Genomic DNA, 21440 nt, shown 5'->3' on the forward strand with positions numbered 1-21440 from the left:
CACCACGGGGGAGATCACGTAAGGAGGACCCGATGGCTTGGCACGCGGAAATGCTGGTCGGCTTCGACCTGGAGACCACCGGCACCGAACCGCTGGAGGCCCGGATCGTCACGGCCTCGGTCGTCGGCGTCCACGGCGGCCGGGTGGTCCGCCGGCACGACTGGCTCGCCGACCCCGGCATCCGCATCCCGGAGCAGGCCTCCGCGATCCACGGCATCAGCAGCGAGCGGGCCGCGGCCGAGGGCCGGCCGGTGCGCGAGGTCGCCGACGAGATCGCCGACACGCTGACGGGGTACTGGCGGGACGGCGTCCCGGTCGTCGCCTACAACGCCTCGTTCGACCTGACCCTGCTCACCGCCGAGCTGCGCCGGCACGGACTGCCCTCGCTCAGCGAGCGCCTGGGCACCCCCGCCCCCTCCATAGGCCCCGTCATCGACCCGTACACCATCGACCGGGCCGTCGACCGCTACCGGCGCGGCAAGCGCACCCTCGAAGCGGTCTGCACCGAGTACGGGGTGGCGCTCACCAGCGCCCACCAGGCGGCCGCCGACGCGCTGGCCGCCGTGGAGGTGGCCGTGGCGATAGCCGAACGCCACGCGTCCGTCGCCGCCCTCGCCCCGGCCGAGCTGCACGAACGCCAGATCGACTGGTACCGGGAGTGGGCCGAGGACTTCCAGTCCTTCCTGCGCCGCAAGGGCAGCGCCGACGCGGTCGTCGACCCGGTCTGGCCGCTGCGCACCCCGGCGCCGGTCGCGGGCTAGCCGGGGAAGGTCAGACGGGGCGGGCCGGGTCCGTCCGCCGGAGCATCGCGAGGCGGCTGGCCGTGCGGTCCAGGTCGCGGGTGAGGGCCTGTCCGTCGGGGAGGCCGGCCAGGGGGTCGGCACCGATGAGGACGAGCCGGATGTCACGGTCGCAGGCCACGTCGACGAGGTTCGCGAACCACTGCCGTCCGTCCGCCGAGGCCTCGGTCAGCGCGGGCACCCCGTCGAGGACCAGGGTGGGGAACCGCTCGGCGAGGGCCAGGTAGTCGGGGACCCCCGTCGTCGCCTCGCACAGGGCGTCGAAGGCGAACCAGACGAGGCCGCCGCGTACCGCGCGGGCCGGCAGCTCCCGCAGGTGTGCCTGGACGGCGGTGGCCTCCGCCGGCTCCGGGACGGGGAGGCCGAGCGCCGCGAGGCCGGTGTCGCCCGGGGACAGGCACAGGCCCGTCGCGAACCGGCGGCCGCCGTCCGCCGCCGGGGGTGCCGCGACGCGGCGGAAGTCCACCGGACCCGTCACGTCCAGGACGTCCATCCGCTCCTCGATCAGGCGGATGGTCGGCTCGAACAGGTGGTGGTAGAGCGGGTCCGGCATCAGCCCGGCGGGCGGGTAGTTCGAGGTGGTGACCAGCGTGATCCTGCGGTCGAGGAGCGTGCGGAAGAGACGGGCGATCAGCATCGCGTCGCCCGCGTCGTGTGCGTGGAACTCGTCGAAGACCAGGACCCGGCTGTCGCCGATCAGCTCGTCGAGCGCGCTGTCGACGGCGCTCTGCCCGTCGTGCCGGGCACCCGGCCTGGTCACCCCGTCGTGCAGCCTGCGGAAGAAGTCGTGGAAGTGCAGGCGGCGCTTGCGGCCGGTGGGCAGCCCCTCGTAGAAGGTGTCCACCAGCCAGGACTTCCCCCGGCCCACCGGGCCCCAGACGTACAGGTCGCGCGGCGGCCTGGGGAAGGTCCAGGCCGGGCGGGCGAGTTCGCCCGCCAGCAGGGCCAGCCGTTCGACGGCGGCCTCCTGTGCGGGGGCGACCGAGAAGCCGCGTCGTGCCGCCGCCTCGTCGAAATGGCGGCGCATGGCCTGGGCGTGCTGGGGCACCGGTCGGTTCGTCCGTTCGTACGCGGGGGCTCGGCAGGGTGTCGGGAGGAGGGGGCGGGGCCCCTAGGGCCTGTCGTCAAACTCCCGCCTGCCCCGCGGGCGACGACGGGAGTTTGACGACAGGCCCTAGCCGTTCTCCTTGAGGAAGGAGAGGAGCAGCTCGTTGACCCTCTCCGGCTGGTCCAGCTGGAGCCAGTGGCCGGCGTCCTCGACCCGCTCGTAGCGCCAGGATCCGGCGACGTACGCGGACGTGCCCGTCATCTGCGCCTCGGTGAGGAAGCGGTCGCCGGTGGACCAGACGCCCATCACGGGGACCTGCTCCGGCAGCGGCGGCAGCGGCAGCGCAGGGGCGAACTGGACCTCGGCCGGCACGCCCGAGCGGTAGATGTTCAGCGCCGCCGTCAACGCGCCCGGCGCCCGCAGCGGCTCCAGCACGGCCTCCGCGTCGGGATGCTCGCCGAGCATGTCGCGCAGGTGGGCGAAGTCGTCGTGGGACAGCCAGTTCTCGGCGAGCTCCGGCAGCTGGAACAGCAGCATGTACCAGGAGCGCTGCCGCTGCTCCCAGCCCGCGCCCCGGATGGCCCCGAAGTGGCCGACGGACAGGATGGCCAGGCTCCGCACCAGCTCCGGCCGGACCTGGGCGAGGCCCTGGACGATGCCCGAGCCCCAGTCGTGCCCGACCACATGGGCGCGGTCGATCTCCAGGTGCCCGAGCAGCTCCACCAGGTTCGCCGCCGAGGCCGCCGGGGAGTAGGCCTCCGGGCCGCCCTCCGGCCGGTCCGAGGCGCCGAAGCCCCGCAGGGTCGGCGCGATCGTCCGGAATCCGGCGGCGTTCAGCGCGGGCACCTGGTGCCGCCACAGATGGTGGGAGTCCGGGAAGCCGTGCACCAGCAGCACGGCCGGTCCCTCGCCGCTCACCTCGACGTCCAGCGTGACGTCCGAAAGCTCCACCCGCATCACAACACCCCGTTCCCGGAAGCCGGTTCGACAAGGAGTCATGATGTCAGGTCGGACGTCGGCCGGCCGTCAGAAGGGGTACCAGCGCACCTCGGGGTCGCCGTCCCGCAGCGAGGCGACCCGCCGCTCGAACTCGGCGAGCGCCTTCGGGTCGGCCGGCGCGTGCTGCGCGACCCAGGCACAGCTCGCGGTCTCCCGCGCCCCGCGCAGCACCGCGCAGCCCTCCCAGGCGCGCACGTCCCAGCCGTACGCGTCGGTGAAGGCGTCGTACGCGGCCGGGTCGAGGCCGTAGCGGTCGCGGGAGAGGGCCAGCACCACCAGGTCGTGCTCGCGCAGATCGGAGGAGAAGGTCTCCAAGTCCACCAGGACCGGCCCCTCGGGGCCGACGTGGACGTTGCGGGGGAGGGCGTCGCCGTGGATCGGGCCGGGCGTCAGATGCGGGGTCAGGGCGGCGGCCGCCGGGGCGAAGGCGTCGCGGCGCTCGCGCAGGAACGCCGCGTCGGCCGGGTCGATCGCGTCGCCCGCCAGCCGCAGCCAGCGCTCCACCCCGCCGAGCAGCTCCCGGCGCGGCAGCGTGAGCCCGGCCGGCTCGGGCAGCGCGTGCACCTGCCGGAGCAGCGGCGCCAGGTCCCGGGGCTCGGTGGGCCGGACCGGGTCGGGCAGCCGGTGCCACAGGGTGACCGGGTGCCCCTCGGCGACCCGCGGCGTGGGCTCCGCCGCCCGTACGGCCGGCACGCCCGCCTCCGCCAGCCAGCCGGCCAGCGCCAGCTCCCGTTCGGCGCGCGGCAGCAGCTCGGCGTCCCGGCCGACCTTGACCACCAGCTCGCCGAGGCCGAACACCGCGTTCTCGCCCAGCGCGAGCAGCGCCGCGTCGGCCGCCCGCAGTCCGGCGGCGGCCAGGATCTCCCGTGCCCGCGCCTCGTCCATCGTTCTCTCCCCACAGCCGTCGCGTTTCCGCCAAAGTCTCGCATCCGCGCAGGTCGCCTTGACGAACCGACGGCCCCTCAGGACGATGACCGCCCTGGACAGCGTGACCGGTGCGAGGCGGCACACCGGCGGACCGGCCCGGCCGGCCCCCCGGGTCGACCGCGCGAAGGGGGCAGGTCTGTGAGTGCGACGACCGCGGACAGACGGTCCGCGAGGCGCCGGACACCCGCCGGGGCCCCCGGCGCCGGCCGCCCCCGCCCGAGCCCCGGCTCCGGCCCCTTCCACAGCCCCTGGTTCCTGGTGCTGCCGGCCCTCCTGCCCATCCTGCTGCTCAGCGTCGGCCCGATCCTCTACGGCATCGCGCTGGCCTTCACCGACGCCCAGTCCGGCCGCACCCAGGCCACCGGCTGGATCGGCGCCCTCAACTTCCGGGACCTGCTGCACGACACCCTCTTCTGGGACTCCTTCCGCATCGGCCTGGTCTGGGCGGTCGGCGTCACCGTCCCGCAGTTCCTGCTCGCCCTCGGCCTCGCCCTGCTGCTCGACCAGAAGCTGCGGCTGCGCTGGCTGGCCCGGGCGCTCGCGATCGTCCCCTGGGCGATGCCCGAGGTCGTCGTCGGCATCATGTGGCGGCTGGTCTACAACCCGGACGCGGGCATCCTCAACGAGACCCTGCGCGACCTCGGCCTCGGCGAGGACCGGGTCTGGCTCGGCGGCCTCGCCACCGCCCTGCCCGCCGTCCTCGTGGTCGGCGTCTGGGCCGGCATGCCGCAGACCACCGTCGCCCTGCTCGCCGGACTCCAGAACACCCCGCGCGAGCTGCACGAGGCCGCCGCCCTCGACGGCGCCGGAGCCTGGCAGCGCTTCCGCACCGTCACCTGGCCCGCGCTGCGCCCGGTCGCCCTCGCGATCAGCGCCCTCAACCTGATCTGGAACTTCAACTCCTTCGCCCTGGTCTACGTGCTGACCGGCGGCGGACCGGGCGGCCGGACCCGGCTGCCCATGCTCTTCGCCTACGAGGAGGCCTTCCGCTACGGCCAGTTCGGCTACGCCGCCGCCATGGGCTGTGTGATGGTCGCGGTGATCTCCGTCCTGCTCGCCCTGTATCTCGTCGGACGACTGAAGGGGGACGAGGACCGGTGAGCGCCTTCCGCACCAGCGGGCCCGCGCGGTTCGGCCAGTACCTCGCGCTCGTCGCGTATCTGGTCTTCCTCGCCTTCCCGTTCCTGTGGCTGATCTCCACCGCCTTCAAGCCGGCCGTCGAGCTGGGCTCCCCGCACCCCACCTGGATCCCGCGCGCTCCCACGCTCGACAACTTCCGGCAGGCCTTCGACGAGCAGCCGCTGCTCCGGGCGGCCGGGAACAGCCTGCTGGCGGCGCTCGCCGCCGCCCTCGTCGCGGTCCTGGTCGCCACGCCGATGGCCTACGTGCTGGCCCGGCACCGCTCCCGGCTCACGGCCGCCGCCACCGGCTGGGTCGTGGTCAGCCAGGCGTTCCCGTTCGTGCTGCTGATCATCCCGCTCTTCCTGGTCCTGAAGAACCTGCACCTGGTGAACAGCCTGGCCGGGCTGACGGCGGTGTACGTGGTGTGGTCGCTGCCCTTCGCCCTGTGGATGCTCACCGGGTACGTCCGCGCCGTCCCCGTCGAACTGGAGGAGGCGGCGGCCGTCGACGGCGCCGGACGGCTGCGCGTCCTCGTCTCCGTCACCGCGCCGCTGCTCGGCCCCGGCATCGTCGCCACCGCGCTGTTCGCCTTCATCACCGCGTGGAACGAGTTCTTCTTCGCCCTCGTCCTGCTCAAGACCCCCGAGAAACAGACCCTGCCCGTGGTCCTCACCCACTTCCTCGGCGCCGAGGGCGTCGCCGACCTCGGCCCGCTCGCCGCCGCGGCCTTCCTGGCGACCCTCCCGTCCCTCGTCGTCTTCGCCGTCATCCAGCGGCGGATCACCGGCGGCATGCTGGCCGGGGCGGTGAAGTCATGAGGGGCGCACGCCTGCTGACCGCGGCGGCGGCAGCGCTCGCCCTGCTGCTCACCGGCTGCTCGACCACGGGTGATCGCGGCACCGACGGCACCGACGGCGTGGTCCGGCTCCGCTTCCAGTCGCTGGCCTGGCAGCCGGAGTCGGTCGACGCCAACAAGGAACTGGTGCGGGAGTGGAACGCGGCCCACCCCCGGATCCAGGTCGACTACGTGCAGGGCAGCTGGGACTCGGTCCACGACCAGCTGCTCACCTCCTTCGAGGGCGGCGAGGCACCCGACCTCATCCATGACGCCTCCGACGACCTCGCCGACTTCGCGTACGGCGGCTACCTCGCCGACCTGCGCGGACTGCTGCCCGCCCGGCTGCGCGCCGACGTCCCCGAACGCAGCTGGCGGACCACCACCTTCGGGGACGGGATCTACGGGGTGCCGTTCCTCCAGGAACCCCGCATGATCATGGCCAACCGGAGCCTCCTGAAGGACGCCGGGGTCCGCGTCCCGACCGCCGAACACCCGTGGACCTGGCCGGAGTTCCGTCAGGTCGCCAAGGACCTGACGGCGGCCATGGGGGAGGGGCGGTACGCGGTCGCCTGGCCGCTGAAGGAGCCGGTGTCCGTCTCCCTCAACCTCGGCCTCTCCGCCGGGGGCCGGCTCTTCCACCGTGACCCCGACGGCAGGGCCGTGCTGCGGTTCGAGGAGGGCGACGCCGTCGTGCCCGGCACCGTCCGGGCCATGGTGGACACCGACCGCACCGCCTCCCGCGCCACCCTCGGCAGCGGCGGCTCGGACACCCTGCCCGGCTTCTTCGGGGGCAAGTACGCGATGGTCCCGCTGGGCTTCTCGTACCGGCAGCAGATCGTCCGGCAGGCGCCGAAGGGATTCGACTGGACGGTGCTCCCGGCCCCCGCCGGGGCGGGCGGGCTCACCCAGGGCGTCAGCCCGCAGACCCTGTCCATCGCCGAGGACAGCCCCCACAAGAAGGAGGCGGCGCAGTTCCTCGACTTCTTCCTCCAGCCCCGCAACACGGTCCGGCTGGCGCGCGGCGACTGGATGCTGCCCACCTCCACCGCCGCCCTCGCCGACCCGGCCCTGCACACCGCCGCGTACGGCTGGGCCACCGGCGCGGCCGTCGCCCGGCAGCTCAGCCCGGCGCCCGCCCCGTCGGTGCGCGGCTACCCGGAGTGGAAGGACAAGGTCGCCACCCCCGCGTTCCAGGAGTACTACAGCGGCGCCATCGACGCCGCCGAGCTGCGCAAGCGCCTGGTGGTGGACGGCAACCGGGTGTTGGCCCGCTACCAGCGGCGATAGGGGCGACGAGAGGAAGAGGGGGCCCGGAGGCGACAGGGAACCGCGATAATCATTAGACGAGACGTATCGTCTCACTTAGGGTGGGGGTCATGACCGCGACCCCCCGCTCCCACATCGCCATGTTCTCCATCGCCGCCCACGGGCACGTGAACCCCAGCCTCGACGTGATCCGCGAGCTCGTCGACCGGGGCCACCGGGTGAGCTACGCGATCCCGGCCGCCTTCGCCGAGAAGGTCGCCGCGACCGGCGCCACCCCCGTCGTCTACGGCTCGACCCTCCCCGTCGACGACGACCCCGACGCGTGGGGCACCGAACTCATCGACAACATCGAGCCCTTCCTCGCCGACGCCGTCCAGGCACTCCCGCAGCTCGACGCGGCCTTCGACGGCGACCGGCCGGACCTGGTGCTGCACGACATCACCTCGTACCCCGCCCGCGTCCTCGCCCACACCTGGGGCGTCCCCGCCGTCTCGCTGTGGCCGAACCTCGTCCCCTGGGAGGGGTACGAGGAGGAGGTCGCCGAGCCGATGTACGCGGAGCTCAAGGCCACGCCGCGCGGCAGGGCGTACTACGCCCGCTTCACCGCCTGGCTCACCGCGCACGGCGTCCACACCCCTCCCGACCCGTTCGTGAGCCGCCCGCGCCGCGGGCTCGTGCTCATCCCCCGGGCGCTCCAGCCGCACGCCGACCGGGTCGACGAGTCCGTGTTCACCTTCGTCGGCTCCTGCCGCAGCGAGCGCGCCGAGCCGGCGGAGTGGCGGCGGCCGGAGGGCGCCGGGAAGCTGCTCCTGATCTCGCTCGGCTCCTCCTACACCAAGCAGCCGGCCTTCTACCGGGACTGCGTCGCCGCCTTCGGCGGGCTCGACGACTGGCATGTCGTGCTCCAGATCGGCGCGTTCGTCGACCCGGCCGAGCTCGGTGAGGTCCCGGACAACATCGAGGTGCGCACCTGGGTGCCGCAGCCCGCGATCCTGGCGGAGGCCGACGCCTTCGTCACCCACGCGGGCGCGGGCGGCAGCCAGGAGGGCCTGGCCACGGCGACCCCGATGGTCGCGGTGCCGCAGGCGGTCGACCAGTTCGGCAACGCCGACATGCTCCAGTCGCTCGGCGTCGCCCGCCACCTGCCGATGGACGAGGTCACCCCCGAGCGGCTGCGCGAAGCCGTGCTCACGCTCGTCGCCGACCCCGAGGTCGCCCGCCGAGCCCGGCTGATCCAGGAGGCCATGACCCGCGAGGGCGGGACGCGCCGCGCGGCCGACCTGATCGAGGCGGAACTCCCGTAGACCCGGCGCTCCCACGCGCGGGCACCCCGCGCCCACGCGCGGGGTGCGGGCGGTCACGAGTCCCGGCGCACGCCCTCGCCCCCGCCCCGGCCGGACGGGCTCAGGACTCCTCGGGCACCGGGTCGGCCGCGGGCGGGGCCGACCTCCTCCTGCGGTGGAGCAGCACCGCGCACACCGCGAGGAGGAGGACGGCCACGGCGGCCACCCCGAGGGCCGTCCGCTCGGCGAAGAGGCGTCCGAGTACTTCGAGCGCGCCGAGGCCCGCGGTCGCGTAGATCAGGGCCCAGGCGGCTCCGCCCGCGAACAGGGCGGGGAGGTAGCGCGGCAAGGGCATGCGCAGGCTGCCCGCGAGGAAGTTGGCGGCGGTCTGGAAGCCGACGGTCAGGAAGGAGACGGCCACCACCGGCGCGCCCCACCGCTGGATCGCCCGCTCGGCGCGCAGGAACTTCTCCGACGAGATCCGCCCGGCGAACCTGCTGCGCCGGGCGCCGGCGCCCGCCAGCCAGCCGACGGCGAACGTTCCTCCGGCGCGGAGCAGGATGATGAGGTACAGGGCACCGGCCGTGAGCGCGATCTTATCCACGACGTTCCGTCCTCTGGGTTGCCTTGCCCGCCCGTACGCCAGGCAAGGCAACCCTAACCGAACACCGGTGGGGTGGATGCAGGGCACCTGTATCCCGGGCCCCGGCGGCCGTGCTCCGTCGCAATCGGACGGCTCGTCCCGATTCCTTATTACGAAACGTTGTTGAATAAGTCACAGCCGCGTGGAGCCCTTGATTCACCCCCTCCCATCGGACAGGGTTTCGGCCAGCTACCGGAGAGCTCCGTTCCAGGAGCCCCGCGGCCGGCGGCCGTCGCGCCCTCCCCCACGGGGCACGGCGGCCGTCCTAGGGTGTGGACATGACGACTACGTACGCGGCCCTGCTCCGCGGGATCAATGTGAGCGGGCGCAACAAGGTCCCCATGGCAGAGCTCCGTTCCGTCCTCGAAGGGCTCGGCCACCACGAGGTGCGCACCTATCTGCAGAGCGGCAACGCCGTCTTCACCACCGACCGCGAGGACTCCGAGGACGAGCTCGCCGCCGCCCTCGAAGCGGCGATCGAGGAGCACTTCGGCTTCCGCGTCCCCTGTCTCGTGCGTGACCACGCCTATCTCGCGGCCGTCGCCGAAGCCTGCCCGTTCCCCGCCGCCGAACTGGAGGGCAAGCAGCTCCACGCCCTCTACTACTCCGGGCCCGTCACGGCGGACCGCTTCGCCCGGATCGACCAGGAGGCCTTCCTGCCCGAGGAGTTCGCCCTCGGCGACCGGGTCCTCTACCTCTACGTCCCCGGCGGACTCGGCACCTCCAAGCTGGGCGAGGCCGTCTCCCGGCCCTCCCTCCACAAGGACGTCACCGTCACCGCCCGCAACTGGAACACCGTCGTCAAGCTGGTGGAGATGACCGCGGGCTGAGGGAGATTGGCCCAGTGGGACGGGATGCGAATGGCCCGGTGATCCGGGCCATCGGCTGGCTAGTGTCTCTTCCATGACGACCACCGTGGACTTCTACTTCGACCCCGCCTGCCCCTTCGCCTGGATCACCTCCCGCTGGATCCTCGAAGTCGAGCGGCACCGCGACATCGACCTGCGCTTCCGCGTGATGAGCCTCTTCTTCCACAACGAGGGCAACGAGCTGCCCGACTGGTACCGCACCCTGGTCGACGCCTCCATCGGCCCCGTCCGGGTCGCCGCCGCCGCTGCCGAACAGCACGGCGAGGAGATCCTGCGCCCGCTCTACACCGCGTACGGCACCCGCATCCACGAGCAGAAGAACAAGGACTTCGACGCGGTGATCGCCGAGTCCCTCGCCGAGCTCGGCCTGCCCGCCGCCCTCGCCGAGGCCGCCCACGACCCCTCGTACGACGAGGCCGTCCGGCGCAGCCACGACGCGGGCAAGGACCCCGAGGCCGAGGCCTACGTCGGCACCCCCACCCTGCACGTCGACGGCACCGCCTGGTTCGGTCCGGTGCTCCGGGCCATCCCGCGCGGCGAGCGGGCCGCCGAGCTCTTCGACAGCTACCGCGTGCTCACCGGCCACCCCGACCTCTTCGAGATCAAGCGCACCCGCACCGGCGACCTCGACTTCGCGTAGCCGGCCCCGGCCCCCGGGCCCGCGCGCCTGTCGCGAAAGTTCAAGACCGGTCCGGGCGGTCCTCCGTACCGTCGGCGGCATGAACGAGATCCACGCGCACCTCACCGCCTGCGCCGCCGAAGCCGCCCGCGTCACCCGCGGGATCACCCCGCAGCAGCTCGCCGCACCGTCCGTCTGCACCGACTGGACGGTCCGCGAGCTCGCCAACCACCTCGTCCTCTACAGCGCGCACGGCCTCGAACACCGCGCCCTGCGCACCCCGTTGCCCGAGGAGACCGTCCAGCGCGACTTCACCGCCGACACCGACTGGGCCGAGCGGTACGCCGCCCAGCTCGACCGGGCGCTCGCCGCCTGGGAGAAGCCCGAGGCCTGGGAAGGCGAGGTCGACCTCGGCGGCAGCTCCCTGCCCGCACCCGAGATCGCCTCGATGCTCGTCAAGGAACTCGCCCTGCACGGCTGGGACCTGGCCGCGTCCACCGGCCGGACCTTCGAGATCCCCGCGGACACCGCCGTCTTCCTGCTCGACGTCGTCGATCGGTACGCGGAGATGTTCCGCCGATACGACGGCTTCGCCGAGCCGGTCGCCGCCCCCGGCGACGCCGACCCCTTCACCCGGGCCCTCGCCCTGAGCGGGCGTACGCCGAGGCCCTAGGGCCGGTCGTCACACTCCCGCCTGCCCCGCGACGCCTGGCACGCGCTCTCGCCGCACCGGGTGAAAGTCCGAGTACGTCCAGTACGAGGGCTTCCACCCGGCACGCCGAGAGCACGCACCAGACGCCGCGGGGCCGCCCTTCGGGCGACGACGGGAGTTTGACGACAGGCCCTAGGCCGCCGGCCGGTCGGCCGCGGCGCGCGCCGCGGCCCCGTACCGCTCCAGGAGCAGCCGGGCCAGCTCCGGGGCGGGCCCCAGGACGTCCGCGAGGACGTCGGCGTCGGCCGCGCCCGCCGCGATACGGTCCGGGAGGCGGCCCGGCGCGATCACGTACGGGGCCACGGCCACCCGGCGCACGCCGGGGTCGGCGCGGAGCGCCCGTACCGCCTCGTCCGTACGCGGAAGAGATGCGGAGGCGAACGCAGGCCGCACGGAGCACCAACCGGTGCGCCGCAGCTCCCGCGCCGTTTCTGCGATCACTGCGATCGCCTCCGGGTCGGTGGAGCCCGCCGAGGCCAGGACGACCCCGGTCGAGCACTTGTCGCCGGGCGTGAGCCCGGCCTCGTACAGCCGCCGTTCGACCGCCGCGATCAGCAGCGGCGAGGGGCCGAGGACCTCCGCCTGCCGGACCCGCAGACCGGCCGGGGCCTGCCGCAGGACGGCGGGGATGTCGGCCTTCGCGTGGAAGGCGCGGGTCAGCAGCAGCGGCAGCACCACCACCTCCCGCACCCCGTCGGCGGCGAGCCGGTCGAGCACCCCCGGCACCGAGGGCAGGTTGAAGTCCAGGAACGCCGTCTCCACCCGCAGCCCCGGCCGCAGCGCGCCGGCCCGGCGCACCAGCGCCTGGACGGTCGCCGCGTGCCGCGGGTCGCGGCTGCCGTGGGCGATGACGAGCAGAGTCGGAGCGGTCATGGGGATCAGGCCTTCACCAGCAGGCCGCGGCGGCGCAGCACGGCACGCTCCACCGGGCTGAACACCAGCAGGTCGATGGCGACGCCGACGAGCAGGATCAGGAAGATCGCCAGGAAGATCCCCGGCATGTCGAAGTTGTTGCGCCCGTTCTCCAGGAGCTGGCCGAGGCCGAGGCCCAGGTCGGGGGAGGAGGCGATGATCTCCGCCGCCATCAGCGAGCGCCACGAGAAGGCCCAGCCCTGCTTCAGACCCGCGAGGTATCCGGGCAGCGCGGCCGGCATCACGATGTGCCAGGCGCCCTTCAGCCCGGTCGCGCCGAGCGTCCGCCCGGCCCGCAGGAACAGCGGCGGCACCTGGTCCACGCCGGCCACCAGGCCGTTGGCGATGGAGGGGACCGCGCCGAGCAGGATCACCGCGAACATCATGCTGTCGTTGAGGCCCAGCCACAGCACCGCGGGAGCCACCCAGGCGACCGACGGCAGCGACTGCAGCCCGGACAGGATCGGGCCGATCGCCGTCCGCACCACACCCACCCGGGCGACCAGCAGGCCCAGCGGCGTGCCGATCGCGAGGGCGAGCAGGAAGCCCAGCAGGGCCCGGGACACGCTGGTCCACAGGACGTCGAGGAGGGTGCCCTCCAGCCACATCGTGGACAGGCTGTCCCACACGGCGCCCGGCGAGGGCAGCTTGCCCTCGTCGGCCACCTCGAAGGTCACCAGGAGCTGCCACACCACCAGCACCAGCACGATGGCGAGGACCGGCGGCAGGACCTTCCTCAGGAGGACCTCGCGCACCGGGGCCCGCCGAACCTGCACGCTGTCGAGCGCGTCGAGTCCGGCCTCCAGACCGGCGAGGTCGTCGGTCTTCACCCGCTCGTCGGGCGGCGTCGTCTCAGTGCTGGCCATGGCGGCGGATCTCCCCACGCAGTTCTTCGGTGATCTCGACGGAGAGCTCCGCCACGGCGGCGTCCTCGATGCGGCGCGGCTGCGGAATGCCGATGGTCCACTCGCGGGCGATCCGGCCGGGCCGGGAGGACAGCAGGACCACGCGCTCGGCCAGCCGCACGGCCTCGCGCACGTTGTGCGTGACGAAGAGGACCGAGAGCCGGGTCTCCCGCCAGATCCGGGTGAGCTCGTCGTGCAGCACGTCCCGGGTGATCGCGTCGAGCGCGGCGAACGGCTCGTCCATCAGCAGCAGGTCGCTGTCCTGGGCGAGCGCCCGGGCCAGTGCCACCCGCTGCCGCATGCCGCCGGACAGCTCGTGGACGCGCTTGCCGTACGAGCCGCCGAGCCGCACCAGTTCGAGCAGCCGCTCGGCCTCCGGGCGGCGCTCGGCCTTCGGCAGCCCGCGCAGCTTCAGGGCGAGCTCGATGTTCTTGCCCGCGGTGAGCCACGGGAACAGGGCGTGCTCCTGGAACATCAGGGCCGGCCGGCCGCCGGGGGTCTCGATGGACCCCGCGGACGGCCGGTCGAGCCCGGCGACCAGGTTGAGCAGGGTGGACTTGCCGCAGCCCGAGGCGCCCAGGAGGGTGACGAACTCACCCGGGGCGACATCGAGCGAGATGTCGTCCAGGACGAGCTGTCCGCCGGTGGGACCGCCGAAGGACTTCGAGACGTGCTCGATGCGCGCGGCATGACCCACCGCGCCGACGCGGTCCTCGGCCTTGGCGAGCGTCGTGGTCGTGGCCATGGTCGTCACCTCCTGGGAGAAAGCTGCGGCTGGGTTACTTCGCGCCGAGACCGGCGTCGGACACCTCGGGCTTGCCCGCGGCCTTCAGGACCTTGTTGAGCGCCTTCAGGTCGTAGATGCCGTTCAGGTCGGGCTGCTTGAGGAGACCGGCCTTCACCGCGTGGTCCGCCTGCGCCTGCAGGGTGGCCGCCAGCGGGTCGTCGGTGAACTGGATCGACGGCCAGGCGCCGTCGATCACCTTGGCGCCGAGCGGCTTGCCCGACAGCTCCTTCAGCTTGGCGTTGGCCGAGGCCTTCGCCCGGTCCTGGTCGGCGTTGATCCACGCGTTGGTCTTCACCGAACCGCGCAGCACCGCCTCCACCACGTCGGGGTGCGCCTTCAGGAACTTCTGCGACACGATGATGTTGGTGATGACGAACTTCTTGTCCGGCCACAGGTCGGACTCGTCGAGCAGCACCTTCGCGCCCTCGCCGACCAGCTTGGACGCGGTCGGCTCCGGCACCCAGGCGCCGTCGATGGAGCCCGACTTGTAGGCGTCCGGGGTGATCTTGTTGTCCGTGCGGACCACGGAGACGTCGCCCTTGCCGCTCTGGGCGTCGACGCTCCAGCCCTTCTCGGAGATCCAGTTGAGGAAGGCCACGTCCTGCGTGTTGCCCAGCTGCGGGGTGGCGATCCTCTTGCCCTTGACGTCGTCGAGGGTCTTGATCTTCGCGGGGTTGACGACCAGCTTGACGCCGCCGGAGGCCGAGCCGCCGACGATCCGCAGGTTGGTGCCCTTGGACTTCGTGAAGCCGTTGATGGACGGCGAGGGGCCGATGAAGCCGATGTCGATCGAGTCGGCGTTGAGCGCCTCGATCTCGGAGGGGCCGGCGTTGAAGGTCGACACCTTCAGCTGGGTGCCGCCCAGCTCCTTCTGGAAGATGCCCTCCTGGTCGCCGACCAGCGCGGTGGCGTGCGTCAGGTTGGGGAAGTACCCGAGCCGTACGGTGTCGGCGGAGAGCTTCGCGCCCTCGGCGGCCACCTTCTTCTCGTCGTTGTTCTTGGCCTCGGAGCCGTAGCCGCAGGAGGCGAGCGCCCCGATGAGCAGGGGCAGGGCGGCGGCGGCCAGGCCGCGGCGCAGGGTCGTACGGGTGGTGGCAGGCACGGGAGGTGTTCCCCTCGATTCAGCTTCTGCGAAGTCTGCGTCTATGTCGATGTCGTACGGGGTGGAACGGGTCGATCAGCGCGGCGCCGCCGCAGCGGCGCACGGAGGTCAGCACGCACATCGCGCGACACCTCCCCGGCCCGCGCCGAGCGCACCGGAACCCACCCGGCCGCCCTCCTTCGCGAAGGTGGCCCAGAAGTCCTGAATCATCGTCAGAAGTCCCATCCTTCTTCGGTGTCCGTGGCGTCCACCGCCGCGACGGCCTTGGCCGAGGCGAACGACTCGCCCGCCATGCCGGCCGCGAGCGTGGTGCCGTCCGCGGGGTCGATCAGCAGGAACGATCCCGTGCGGCGCGAGTCGGCGTACGCGTCGAGCGCGAGCGGCTCGGCGGTGCGGACCTTGACCCGGCCGATGTCGTTGGCGACCAGCTGCCCGGGCTCCGGGTGCTGGGAGAGGTCGTCCAGCGTGAGCCGGGACGGGATCTCCTTCACGATCGCCTTGACCGTGCGGGTGGTGTGCTTCAGGAGCACCCGCTGCCCGACGGCCAGCGGCGTGTCCGCCACGTGGCAGACGGTCGCCTCGACGTCCTGGCTGGTGGCCGGGGCGTCGCCGACCGGGGCGAGCAGGTCGCCGCGGGAGATGTCGATGTCGTCGGCCAGCCGGATCGTCACCGACTGCGGCGCCCACGCGATGTCCACGGACTCGCCCAGCGCGTCGATCCCGGCGATCGTCGTCGTCCGACCCGAGGGCAGCACGGTGATCTCCTCGCCGACCCGGAAGGCACCGGCCGCGATCTGCCCGGCGTATCCCCGGTAGTCCGGGTGCTCGGCCGTCTGCGGGCGGATCACGTACTGCACCGGGAAGCGCGCGTGGCAGGCCGTCAGGTCGTGGCTGACCGGGACGGTCTCCAGGTGCTCCAGCACCGTCGGGCCGCCGTACCAGTCCATGTTCGCCGACGGCTCCACCACGTTGTCACCGGCCAGCGCCGAGATCGGGATCGCGGTGATCTCCGGGACGCCCAGCTCGGAGGCGTACGTCGTGAACTCCGCGGCGATGGAGGCGAAGACGGACTCCCGGTACTCGACCAGGTCCATCTTGTTCACCGCGAGCACCACGTGCGGCACCCGCAGCAGGGCGGCCACCGCGGCGTGCCGCCGGGTCTGCTCCACGACGCCGTTGCGGGCGTCGACGAGGACCACGGCCAGCTCGGCCGTCGAGGCGCCCGTCACCATGTTCCGGGTGTACTGCACGTGCCCGGGGGTGTCGGCGAGGATGAACCGGCGCCGCGGCGTCGCGAAGTAGCGGTACGCCACGTCGATGGTGATGCCCTGCTCCCGCTCGGCCCGCAGGCCGTCGGTCAGCAGCGCCAGGTCCGGCGCCTCCTGGCCGCGCGAACGCGAGGCGTGCTCCACGGCCTCCAGCTGGTCCACCAGGACCGACTTGGAGTCGTGCAGGAGCCGGCCCACCAGGGTGGACTTGCCGTCGTCGACGGACCCGGCGGTGGCGAAGCGCAGCAGGGTGGTGGCCGCGAGCTCGGCGGCCGGCTGCTCGGTGGACGTGCTCATTAGAAGTACCCTTCGCGCTTGCGGTCTTCCATCGCGGCCTCGGACATCTTGTCGTCCGCGCGGGTGGCTCCGCGCTCGGTGAGCCGGGAGGCGGCGATCTCCGTGATGACGGCGTCCAGCGTGGTGGCGTCGGAGTCCACCGCGCCCGTGCAGGACATGTCGCCGACCGTGCGGTAGCGGATCAGCCGGGTCACGACCGTCTCGGATTCCTTGGGGCCGCCCCACTCGCCCGCCGTCAGCCACATGCCGTTGCGCTGGAACACCTCGCGCTCGTGCGCGAAGTAGATCTCCGGCAGCTCGATCCGCTCGCGCTGGATGTACTGCCACACGTCCAGCTCGGTCCAGTTGGAGAGCGGGAAGACGCGGACGTGCTCGCCGGCGGCGTGCCGGCCGTTGTACAGCTGCCACAGCTCGGGCCGCTGTCGGCGCGGGTCCCACTGGGAGAACTCGTCGCGCAGGCTGAACACTCGCTCCTTGGCGCGGGCCTTCTCCTCGTCGCGCCGCCCACCGCCGAACACGGCGTCGAAGCGGTGCTGCTGGATCGCCTCCGTCAGCGGGACGGTCTGCAGCGGGTTGCGGGTGCCGTCGGGGCGCTCGCGGAGCTTGCCCGCGTCGATGTACTCCTGCACGGAGGCCACGTGCAGCCGCAGCCCGTGCTCGGCCACGACCCGGTCGCGGTACTCGATGACCTCGGGGAAGTTGTGCCCGGTGTCGACGTGCAGCAGCGTGAAGGGGACCGGCGCCGGGGCGAAGGCCTTCAGCGCCAGGTGCAGCATGACGATCGAGTCCTTGCCGCCGGAGAAGAGGATCACCGGCCGCTCGAACTCGCCCGCCACCTCGCGGAAGATGTGGACGGCCTCCGACTCCAGGGAGTCGAGGTGCGACAGCGCGAACGGGCTGTCGGTCGCCTCGTGGACATGAGCGACAGTGGTCACAGCAGACCCCTCTCGGTGAGCAGCGCGTGGAGCTGCGCCGCGGACTCCTGCACGGTCTGGGTGTGGGACTCGATCCGCAGATCCGGGTTCCGCGGCTCGTCGTACGGGTCGTCGACGCCGGTGAGACCGCTGATCTCACCCGCGGCCTGCTTGGCGTACAGGCCCTTCACGTCCCGCACCGAGCACACGTCCACCGGAGTGGCGACGTGCACCTCGACGTACGGGGTGTCCTGGGCCGCGTGGCGCTTGCGGACCGCCTCGCGGCTGTCCTCGTACGGCGCGATGACCGGGACCAGGACCGTCACGCCGTTCGAGGCGAGCAGTTCCGCGACGAAGCCGATGCGCTGCACGTTGGTGTGCCGGTCCTCGCGGCTGAAGCCGAGGCCCGCCGAGAGGAACTCGCGGATCTCGTCGCCGTCGAGGATCTCGACGCGCTGCCCTCCGGCGCGCAGCCGGCCGGCCAGCTCGTACGCGATGGTCGTCTTGCCGGCGCTCGGCAGGCCGGTGAGCCAGACGGTGGCACCGGTCACGTGGTTCTCCTGGGAGGTCTCGGTGTGGGGGGTTTCGGTGGTGGTCATCAGGCGTGCAGTCCGCACTCGGTCTTGGCCCGGCCGGCCCAGCGGCCGGCCCGCGCGTCCTCGCCGTCCTCGACCCGGCGGGTGCAGGGGGCGCAGCCGACGGAGGCGTAACCGTCCATGAGGAGCGGGTTGGTGAGCACCCCGTGCTCCAGGACGTACGCGTCCACGTCGTCCTGGGTCCAGCGGGCGATGGGGGAGATCTTGACCTTCTGCCGCTTCTCGTCCCAGCCGACGACCGGGGTGTTCGCCCGGGTCGGGGACTCGTCGCGGCGCAGACCGGTGGCCCACGCGGCGTAGCCGGTCAGGCCGTCCTCCAGCGGCTTGACCTTGCGCAGCGCGCAGCACAGGTCGGGGTCGCGCTCGTAGAGCTTCGCGCCGTACTCGGCGTCCTGCTCCTCCACCGTCCGACGCGGGGTCAGGGTGATCACGTTGACGTCCATGACCGCGTCGACCGCGTCACGGGTGCCGATGGTCTCGGGGAAGTGGTAGCCGGTGTCGAGGAAGACGACGTCGACACCGGGCAGGGCGCGCGAGGCGAGGTGGGCGACGACCGCGTCCTCCATGGAGGAGGTGACGCAGAAGCGCTCGCCGAAGGTGCCGGCCGCCCACTGGAGGATCTCCAGCGCGGAGGCGTCCTCCAGCTCGCGGCCGGCCTGCTCGGCGAGTGCCTGAAGGTCGGCCGCGGTGGCGTCCTGCGGAATCCGAGTGCCCGTCATATCTGTTCCCTCCCAGGTGTGTTGCCCGAAGTCTCCGGGGCGAGGAGCCCCAGGAACTTCAGCTGGAAGGCTCGACTGCAGGCCCTGCATTCCCACGCGCCGTGGCCCTGCTCGTGCGGACGCAGGTCCTCGTCCCCGCAGTAGGGGCAGTGGAAGGGGGCGGCTCGCTCGCTCACGACAGCGCCTCCTCCGACGCGCGCGCCGCCCAGGTGGCGAAGCGCTCGCCGTCCTCGCGCTCCGCCTGGAAGCGCGTGAGGACCCGCTCGACGTAGTCGGGCAGCTCGGCCGAGGTGACCTTGAGGCCGCGGACCTTGCGGCCGAAGCCGGCCTCCAGGCCGAGCGCGCCGCCGAGGTGCACCTGGTAGCCCTCGACGCGGTTGCCGTCGTCGTCCAGGACCAGCTGGCCCTTGAGGCCGATGTCGGCGACCTGGATGCGGGCGCAGGCGTTCGGGCAGCCGTTGATGTTGATGGTGATCGGCTCGTCGAACTCCGGGATGCGGCGCTCCAGTTCGTCGATGAGCGAGGCGCCCCGCCCCTTGGTCTCGACGATGGCCAGCTTGCAGAACTCGATGCCGGTGCAGGCCATCGTGCCGCGCCGGAACGGCGAGGGGGTCACCCGCAGGTCCAGGGACTCCAGGGCGGAGACGATCGAGTCGACCTGCCCCTCCTCGATGTCCAGGACGATCATCTTCTGCTCGGCGGTCGTGCGGACCCGGCCCGAACCGTGCGCCTCGGCGATCTCGGCGATCTTGGTCAGGGTGGTGCCGTCGACCCGGCCGACGCGCGGGGCGAAGCCCACGTAGTAGCGCCCGTCCAGCTGCTTGTGGACGCCCACGTGGTCGCGCCAGCGGCCGGCCGGCTGCTCGGGGGCGGGCCCGTCGGTCAGCTTGCGCTTCAGGTACTCGTCCTCCAGGACCTGGCGGAACTTCTCCGGGCCCCAGTCGGCGACCAGGAACTTCAGGCGGGCGCGGGTGCGCAGCCGGCGGTAGCCGTAGTCGCGGAAGATCGAGATGACGCCCTCGTAGACGTCGGGCACCTCGTCCAGGGAGACCCAGGTGCCGAGCCGGACGCCCAGCTTGGGGTTGGTGGAGAGGCCGCCGCCGACCCAGACGTCGAAGCCGGGGCCGTGCTCCGGGTGGTTCACGCCGACGAAGGCGATGTCGTTGATCTCGTGCGCCACGTCGAGCAGGGGCGAGCCGGAGACCGCGGACTTGAACTTGCGGGGCAGGTTCGAGAAGTCGGGGTTGCCGACGATGCGCCGGTAGATCTCCTCGACGGCGGGGGTGCCGTCGATGATCTCGTTCTCGGCGATGCCGGCGACGGGCGAGCCGAGGATGACGCGCGGGGTGTCGCCACAGGCCTCGGTGGTGGACAGGCCGACCGCCTCCAGGCGGTTCCAGATCTCCGGGACGTCCTCGATCCGGATCCAGTGGTACTGGACGTTCTGCCGGTCGGTGAGGTCGGCGGTGCCGCGGGCGAACTCCTGCGAGATCTCGCCGATGACCCGCAGCTGCTCGGTGGTCAGCCGGCCGCCGTCGATGCGGACGCGGAGCATGAAGTACTCGGCGTCCAGCTCCTCCGGCTCCAGGACTCCGGTCTTGGTGCCGTCCAGGCCCTCGCGGCGCTGGGTGTACAGGCCCCACCAGCGCATCCGGCCGCGGAGGTCGTTGGGGTCGATGGAGTCGAATCCACGCTTGGAGTAGATCGTCTCAATACGTGTCCGTACATTGAGACCGTCGTCGTCCTTCTTGAACTGCTCATTGCCGTTCAGCGGGGTGAAGTGCCCCGCGGCCCACTGACCCTCGCCGCGGTGGCGCCCGGTCTTGCGGCGGGCGGCTGCGGGAGTGGGGTTTTCCGGGGTGGCGGCCATGGCGATATGTCCTTCGGGACTGCGGGAGGGCGGCTCTGACCTGCACACTCGCGCTCGGGATGGAGGGCGGCGCGACAGTGCGCAGAGAAAGGGACTGCAGGAAGATGCGCGGCGGTGCTGGTTCGATCAGCGCGCCGAACAGATGGCGCTGGACATGCGGCCTAGGTCGACGTGCCGCCGACTCACCAAGGCAATTCCAGTTCCAGACATGACGGAAGCGTGTCACGGGACTTTGGACCCAGTCCAGCATTATCCATAATGTGGACATCAGTGTCTCGACTGGCGAGATGGTGTGGTCTGGGTCACGCGAAAGGGGCCCAGTTCAGGGCCCCTTCGGCGAGTGGAACGCGACGGCTCAGGCGTGCGCGCCCGGCCACGGCCCCGGGTTCGCGGGCTCCTCGATCTCCTCGACCTTCGTGTCGAAGAGGCGGAAGCCGCGGCGCTCGTAGTTGGCCATGGCGTGGGGGCCGTCCAGGGAGCAGGTGTGCAGCCAGACCCGCTTGGTCGGCTCACGGTCGGGCCAGCGCTCGGCCAGGTCCCAGGCGCGCTCCACCCCGTACGACAGCAGGCGGCCGCCGATCCGCCGGCCCCGGAAGGCGGGGATCAGGCCGAAGTAGACGATCTCCACGACCCCGTCGTCCTGCGGGTCCAGTTCGACGTATCCGGCCGGCGTCCCGTTCTCGTACGCCACCCAGATCTCGGCGCCCGGCTTCTCCACGATCTCCTGCCACTGGGGGTAGGTCAGCGACAGCCGGTCGGTCCAGCGGATGTCGCCGCCGACCGCGGTATAGAGGAAGCGGCTGAACTCCGCCGAGGGCACCCCGGCGCGCTCGATCCGCAGCTCGACGCCCTCCGGCGGGGCGACCGGGTTCAGATCCGACGGCGAGGTCTGTTCCAGCGACCAGGTGGTGAGAGTGATGCTCATGGGCTTATCGCATCATGCG

Annotated in this window: 24 protein-coding genes; 8 read left to right on the top strand and 16 right to left on the bottom strand. The window is 72.3% G+C overall.

The genetic code is table 11. From position 1 onward, the window contains the following. The first annotated feature begins 32 nt into the window (after positions 1-32). Complete coding sequence (locus OG309_RS29225; RefSeq protein ID WP_329425285.1) at positions 33-761, top strand: exonuclease domain-containing protein; 729 nt, start codon at positions 33-35, stop codon at positions 759-761. Positions 762-771: 10 nt separating this feature from the next. On the opposite strand, the gene zapE is transcribed toward OG309_RS29225, so the two are convergent. The 3 genes from zapE to OG309_RS29240 all read right to left on the bottom strand — a co-directional run bounded on the left by zapE (position 772) and on the right by OG309_RS29240 (position 3732). Then, positions 772-1848 carry a cell division protein ZapE gene (zapE, locus tag OG309_RS29230; protein WP_329425286.1) on the bottom strand — a complete coding sequence of 359 codons (1077 nt, stop codon included), beginning with the start codon at positions 1846-1848 and terminating at the stop codon, positions 772-774. A gap of 126 nt (positions 1849-1974) precedes the next feature. Next, entirely contained in the window at positions 1975-2805 is an 831-nt protein-coding gene (locus OG309_RS29235) for an alpha/beta fold hydrolase (RefSeq protein WP_329425288.1), read from the bottom strand. Positions 2806-2874: 69 nt separating this feature from the next. Further along, positions 2875-3732 (bottom strand): phosphotransferase enzyme family protein, encoded by an 858-nt coding sequence (locus OG309_RS29240; protein ID WP_329425289.1) that lies wholly within the window; start codon positions 3730-3732, stop codon positions 2875-2877. Positions 3733-3912: 180 nt separating this feature from the next. Between OG309_RS29240 and OG309_RS29245 the strand changes: the two genes are divergently transcribed. The 4 genes from OG309_RS29245 to mgt all read left to right on the top strand — a co-directional run bounded on the left by OG309_RS29245 (position 3913) and on the right by mgt (position 8304). Continuing rightward, positions 3913-4875: a carbohydrate ABC transporter permease gene (locus tag OG309_RS29245; protein WP_329425291.1), complete on the top strand. Its 963-nt coding sequence runs from the start codon at positions 3913-3915 to the stop codon at positions 4873-4875. Further along, the gene (locus OG309_RS29250; protein ID WP_329425293.1) at positions 4872-5714 is read left to right on the top strand and encodes a carbohydrate ABC transporter permease; all 843 of its coding nucleotides are present in this window, start codon (positions 4872-4874) and stop codon (positions 5712-5714) included. Before OG309_RS29245 ends, OG309_RS29250 begins: the two co-directional genes overlap by 4 nt. Beyond that, positions 5711-7021: an ABC transporter substrate-binding protein gene (locus OG309_RS29255; RefSeq protein ID WP_329425295.1), complete on the top strand. Its 1311-nt coding sequence runs from the start codon at positions 5711-5713 to the stop codon at positions 7019-7021. The genes OG309_RS29250 and OG309_RS29255 overlap by 4 nt, the downstream gene beginning before the upstream one ends. An 89-nt stretch (positions 7022-7110) precedes the next feature. Further along, on the top strand, positions 7111-8304 hold the full coding sequence (mgt, locus tag OG309_RS29260; protein ID WP_329425297.1) for a macrolide-inactivating glycosyltransferase: 1194 nt from the start codon (positions 7111-7113) through the stop codon (positions 8302-8304). 100 nt (positions 8305-8404) lie between these two features. Here the strand turns inward: mgt and OG309_RS29265 are convergent, their stop codons facing one another. Further along, positions 8405-8887, bottom strand: a complete 483-nt coding sequence (locus OG309_RS29265; protein ID WP_329425298.1) for a DedA family protein — start codon at positions 8885-8887, stop codon at positions 8405-8407. 317 nt (positions 8888-9204) lie between these two features. On the opposite strand from OG309_RS29265, the gene OG309_RS29270 reads away from it, so the two are divergent. The 3 genes from OG309_RS29270 to OG309_RS29280 all read left to right on the top strand — a co-directional run bounded on the left by OG309_RS29270 (position 9205) and on the right by OG309_RS29280 (position 11087). After that, positions 9205-9756, top strand: a complete 552-nt coding sequence (locus tag OG309_RS29270; RefSeq protein WP_329425300.1) for a DUF1697 domain-containing protein — start codon at positions 9205-9207, stop codon at positions 9754-9756. Positions 9757-9829: 73 nt separating this feature from the next. After that, the gene (locus tag OG309_RS29275; RefSeq protein ID WP_329425302.1) at positions 9830-10435 is read left to right on the top strand and encodes a mycothiol-dependent nitroreductase Rv2466c family protein; all 606 of its coding nucleotides are present in this window, start codon (positions 9830-9832) and stop codon (positions 10433-10435) included. 79 nt (positions 10436-10514) lie between these two features. Continuing rightward, complete coding sequence (locus OG309_RS29280) at positions 10515-11087, top strand: TIGR03086 family metal-binding protein (protein ID WP_329425304.1); 573 nt, start codon at positions 10515-10517, stop codon at positions 11085-11087. A 171-nt stretch (positions 11088-11258) separates the two neighbouring features. Here the strand turns inward: OG309_RS29280 and OG309_RS29285 are convergent, their stop codons facing one another. The 12 genes from OG309_RS29285 to OG309_RS29335 all read right to left on the bottom strand — a co-directional run bounded on the left by OG309_RS29285 (position 11259) and on the right by OG309_RS29335 (position 21421). Continuing rightward, positions 11259-11999 carry a sirohydrochlorin chelatase gene (locus OG309_RS29285; RefSeq protein ID WP_329425306.1) on the bottom strand — a complete coding sequence of 247 codons (741 nt, stop codon included), beginning with the start codon at positions 11997-11999 and terminating at the stop codon, positions 11259-11261. 5 nt (positions 12000-12004) lie between these two features. Continuing rightward, on the bottom strand, positions 12005-12904 hold the full coding sequence (locus OG309_RS29290; protein WP_329425308.1) for an ABC transporter permease: 900 nt from the start codon (positions 12902-12904) through the stop codon (positions 12005-12007). After that, a complete protein-coding gene (locus OG309_RS29295) occupies positions 12891-13688 on the bottom strand; it encodes an ABC transporter ATP-binding protein (protein ID WP_329425309.1) in 798 nt (265 codons plus the stop codon). Before OG309_RS29295 ends, OG309_RS29290 begins: the two co-directional genes overlap by 14 nt. 34 nt (positions 13689-13722) lie before the next feature. After that, positions 13723-14832, bottom strand: coding sequence for an aliphatic sulfonate ABC transporter substrate-binding protein (locus tag OG309_RS29300; RefSeq protein ID WP_329425311.1), 1110 nt, complete (start codon positions 14830-14832; stop codon positions 13723-13725). Between the two features lie 212 nt (positions 14833-15044). After that, on the bottom strand, positions 15045-16397 hold the full coding sequence (locus OG309_RS29305) for a sulfate adenylyltransferase subunit 1 (protein WP_329425313.1): 1353 nt from the start codon (positions 16395-16397) through the stop codon (positions 15045-15047). Beyond that, positions 16397-17332 carry a sulfate adenylyltransferase subunit CysD gene (cysD, locus tag OG309_RS29310; protein ID WP_329425315.1) on the bottom strand — a complete coding sequence of 312 codons (936 nt, stop codon included), beginning with the start codon at positions 17330-17332 and terminating at the stop codon, positions 16397-16399. Before cysD ends, OG309_RS29305 begins: the two co-directional genes overlap by 1 nt. Continuing rightward, the gene (gene cysC, locus OG309_RS29315; RefSeq protein WP_329425317.1) at positions 17329-17910 is read right to left on the bottom strand and encodes an adenylyl-sulfate kinase; all 582 of its coding nucleotides are present in this window, start codon (positions 17908-17910) and stop codon (positions 17329-17331) included. The genes cysD and cysC overlap by 4 nt, the downstream gene beginning before the upstream one ends. Further along, complete coding sequence (locus OG309_RS29320) at positions 17910-18626, bottom strand: phosphoadenylyl-sulfate reductase (RefSeq protein ID WP_329425319.1); 717 nt, start codon at positions 18624-18626, stop codon at positions 17910-17912. The genes cysC and OG309_RS29320 overlap by 1 nt, the downstream gene beginning before the upstream one ends. Continuing rightward, positions 18623-18802 carry a hypothetical protein gene (locus OG309_RS29325; protein WP_329425321.1) on the bottom strand — a complete coding sequence of 60 codons (180 nt, stop codon included), beginning with the start codon at positions 18800-18802 and terminating at the stop codon, positions 18623-18625. Before OG309_RS29325 ends, OG309_RS29320 begins: the two co-directional genes overlap by 4 nt. Then, entirely contained in the window at positions 18799-20496 is a 1698-nt protein-coding gene (locus OG309_RS29330; RefSeq protein WP_329425323.1) for a nitrite/sulfite reductase, read from the bottom strand. The genes OG309_RS29325 and OG309_RS29330 overlap by 4 nt, the downstream gene beginning before the upstream one ends. 126 nt (positions 20497-20622) lie before the next feature. Continuing rightward, on the bottom strand, positions 20623-20706 hold the full coding sequence (locus OG309_RS38175; protein WP_351188065.1) for a putative leader peptide: 84 nt from the start codon (positions 20704-20706) through the stop codon (positions 20623-20625). A 145-nt stretch (positions 20707-20851) separates the two neighbouring features. After that, complete coding sequence (locus tag OG309_RS29335; RefSeq protein ID WP_329425325.1) at positions 20852-21421, bottom strand: GNAT family N-acetyltransferase; 570 nt, start codon at positions 21419-21421, stop codon at positions 20852-20854. Positions 21422-21440: the final 19 nt, after the last annotated feature.

The organism is Streptomyces sp. NBC_01268, assembly GCF_036240795.1.
Lineage (GTDB): Bacteria > Actinomycetota > Actinomycetes > Streptomycetales > Streptomycetaceae > Streptomyces.

Coding starts and splice junctions, on each gene's coding strand:
- OG309_RS29225 (WP_329425285.1), top strand. CDS start 33: ATGGCTTGGCACGCGGAAATGCTGGTCGGCTTCGACCTGGAGACCACC.
- OG309_RS29235 (WP_329425288.1), bottom strand. CDS start 2,805: ATGCGGGTGGAGCTTTCGGACGTCACGCTGGACGTCGAGGTGAGCGGC.
- OG309_RS29240 (WP_329425289.1), bottom strand. CDS start 3,732: ATGGACGAGGCGCGGGCACGGGAGATCCTGGCCGCCGCCGGACTGCGG.
- OG309_RS29255 (WP_329425295.1), top strand. CDS start 5,711: ATGAGGGGCGCACGCCTGCTGACCGCGGCGGCGGCAGCGCTCGCCCTG.
- mgt (WP_329425297.1), top strand. CDS start 7,111: ATGACCGCGACCCCCCGCTCCCACATCGCCATGTTCTCCATCGCCGCC.
- OG309_RS29270 (WP_329425300.1), top strand. CDS start 9,205: ATGACGACTACGTACGCGGCCCTGCTCCGCGGGATCAATGTGAGCGGG.
- OG309_RS29275 (WP_329425302.1), top strand. CDS start 9,830: ATGACGACCACCGTGGACTTCTACTTCGACCCCGCCTGCCCCTTCGCC.
- OG309_RS29280 (WP_329425304.1), top strand. CDS start 10,515: ATGAACGAGATCCACGCGCACCTCACCGCCTGCGCCGCCGAAGCCGCC.
- OG309_RS29285 (WP_329425306.1), bottom strand. CDS start 11,999: ATGACCGCTCCGACTCTGCTCGTCATCGCCCACGGCAGCCGCGACCCG.
- OG309_RS29290 (WP_329425308.1), bottom strand. CDS start 12,904: ATGGCCAGCACTGAGACGACGCCGCCCGACGAGCGGGTGAAGACCGAC.
- OG309_RS29295 (WP_329425309.1), bottom strand. CDS start 13,688: ATGGCCACGACCACGACGCTCGCCAAGGCCGAGGACCGCGTCGGCGCG.
- OG309_RS29305 (WP_329425313.1), bottom strand. CDS start 16,397: ATGAGCACGTCCACCGAGCAGCCGGCCGCCGAGCTCGCGGCCACCACC.
- cysC (WP_329425317.1), bottom strand. CDS start 17,910: ATGACCACCACCGAAACCCCCCACACCGAGACCTCCCAGGAGAACCAC.
- OG309_RS29320 (WP_329425319.1), bottom strand. CDS start 18,626: ATGACGGGCACTCGGATTCCGCAGGACGCCACCGCGGCCGACCTTCAG.
- OG309_RS29330 (WP_329425323.1), bottom strand. CDS start 20,496: ATGGCCGCCACCCCGGAAAACCCCACTCCCGCAGCCGCCCGCCGCAAG.
- OG309_RS38175 (WP_351188065.1), bottom strand. CDS start 20,706: ATGTCTGGAACTGGAATTGCCTTGGTGAGTCGGCGGCACGTCGACCTA.
- OG309_RS29335 (WP_329425325.1), bottom strand. CDS start 21,421: ATGAGCATCACTCTCACCACCTGGTCGCTGGAACAGACCTCGCCGTCG.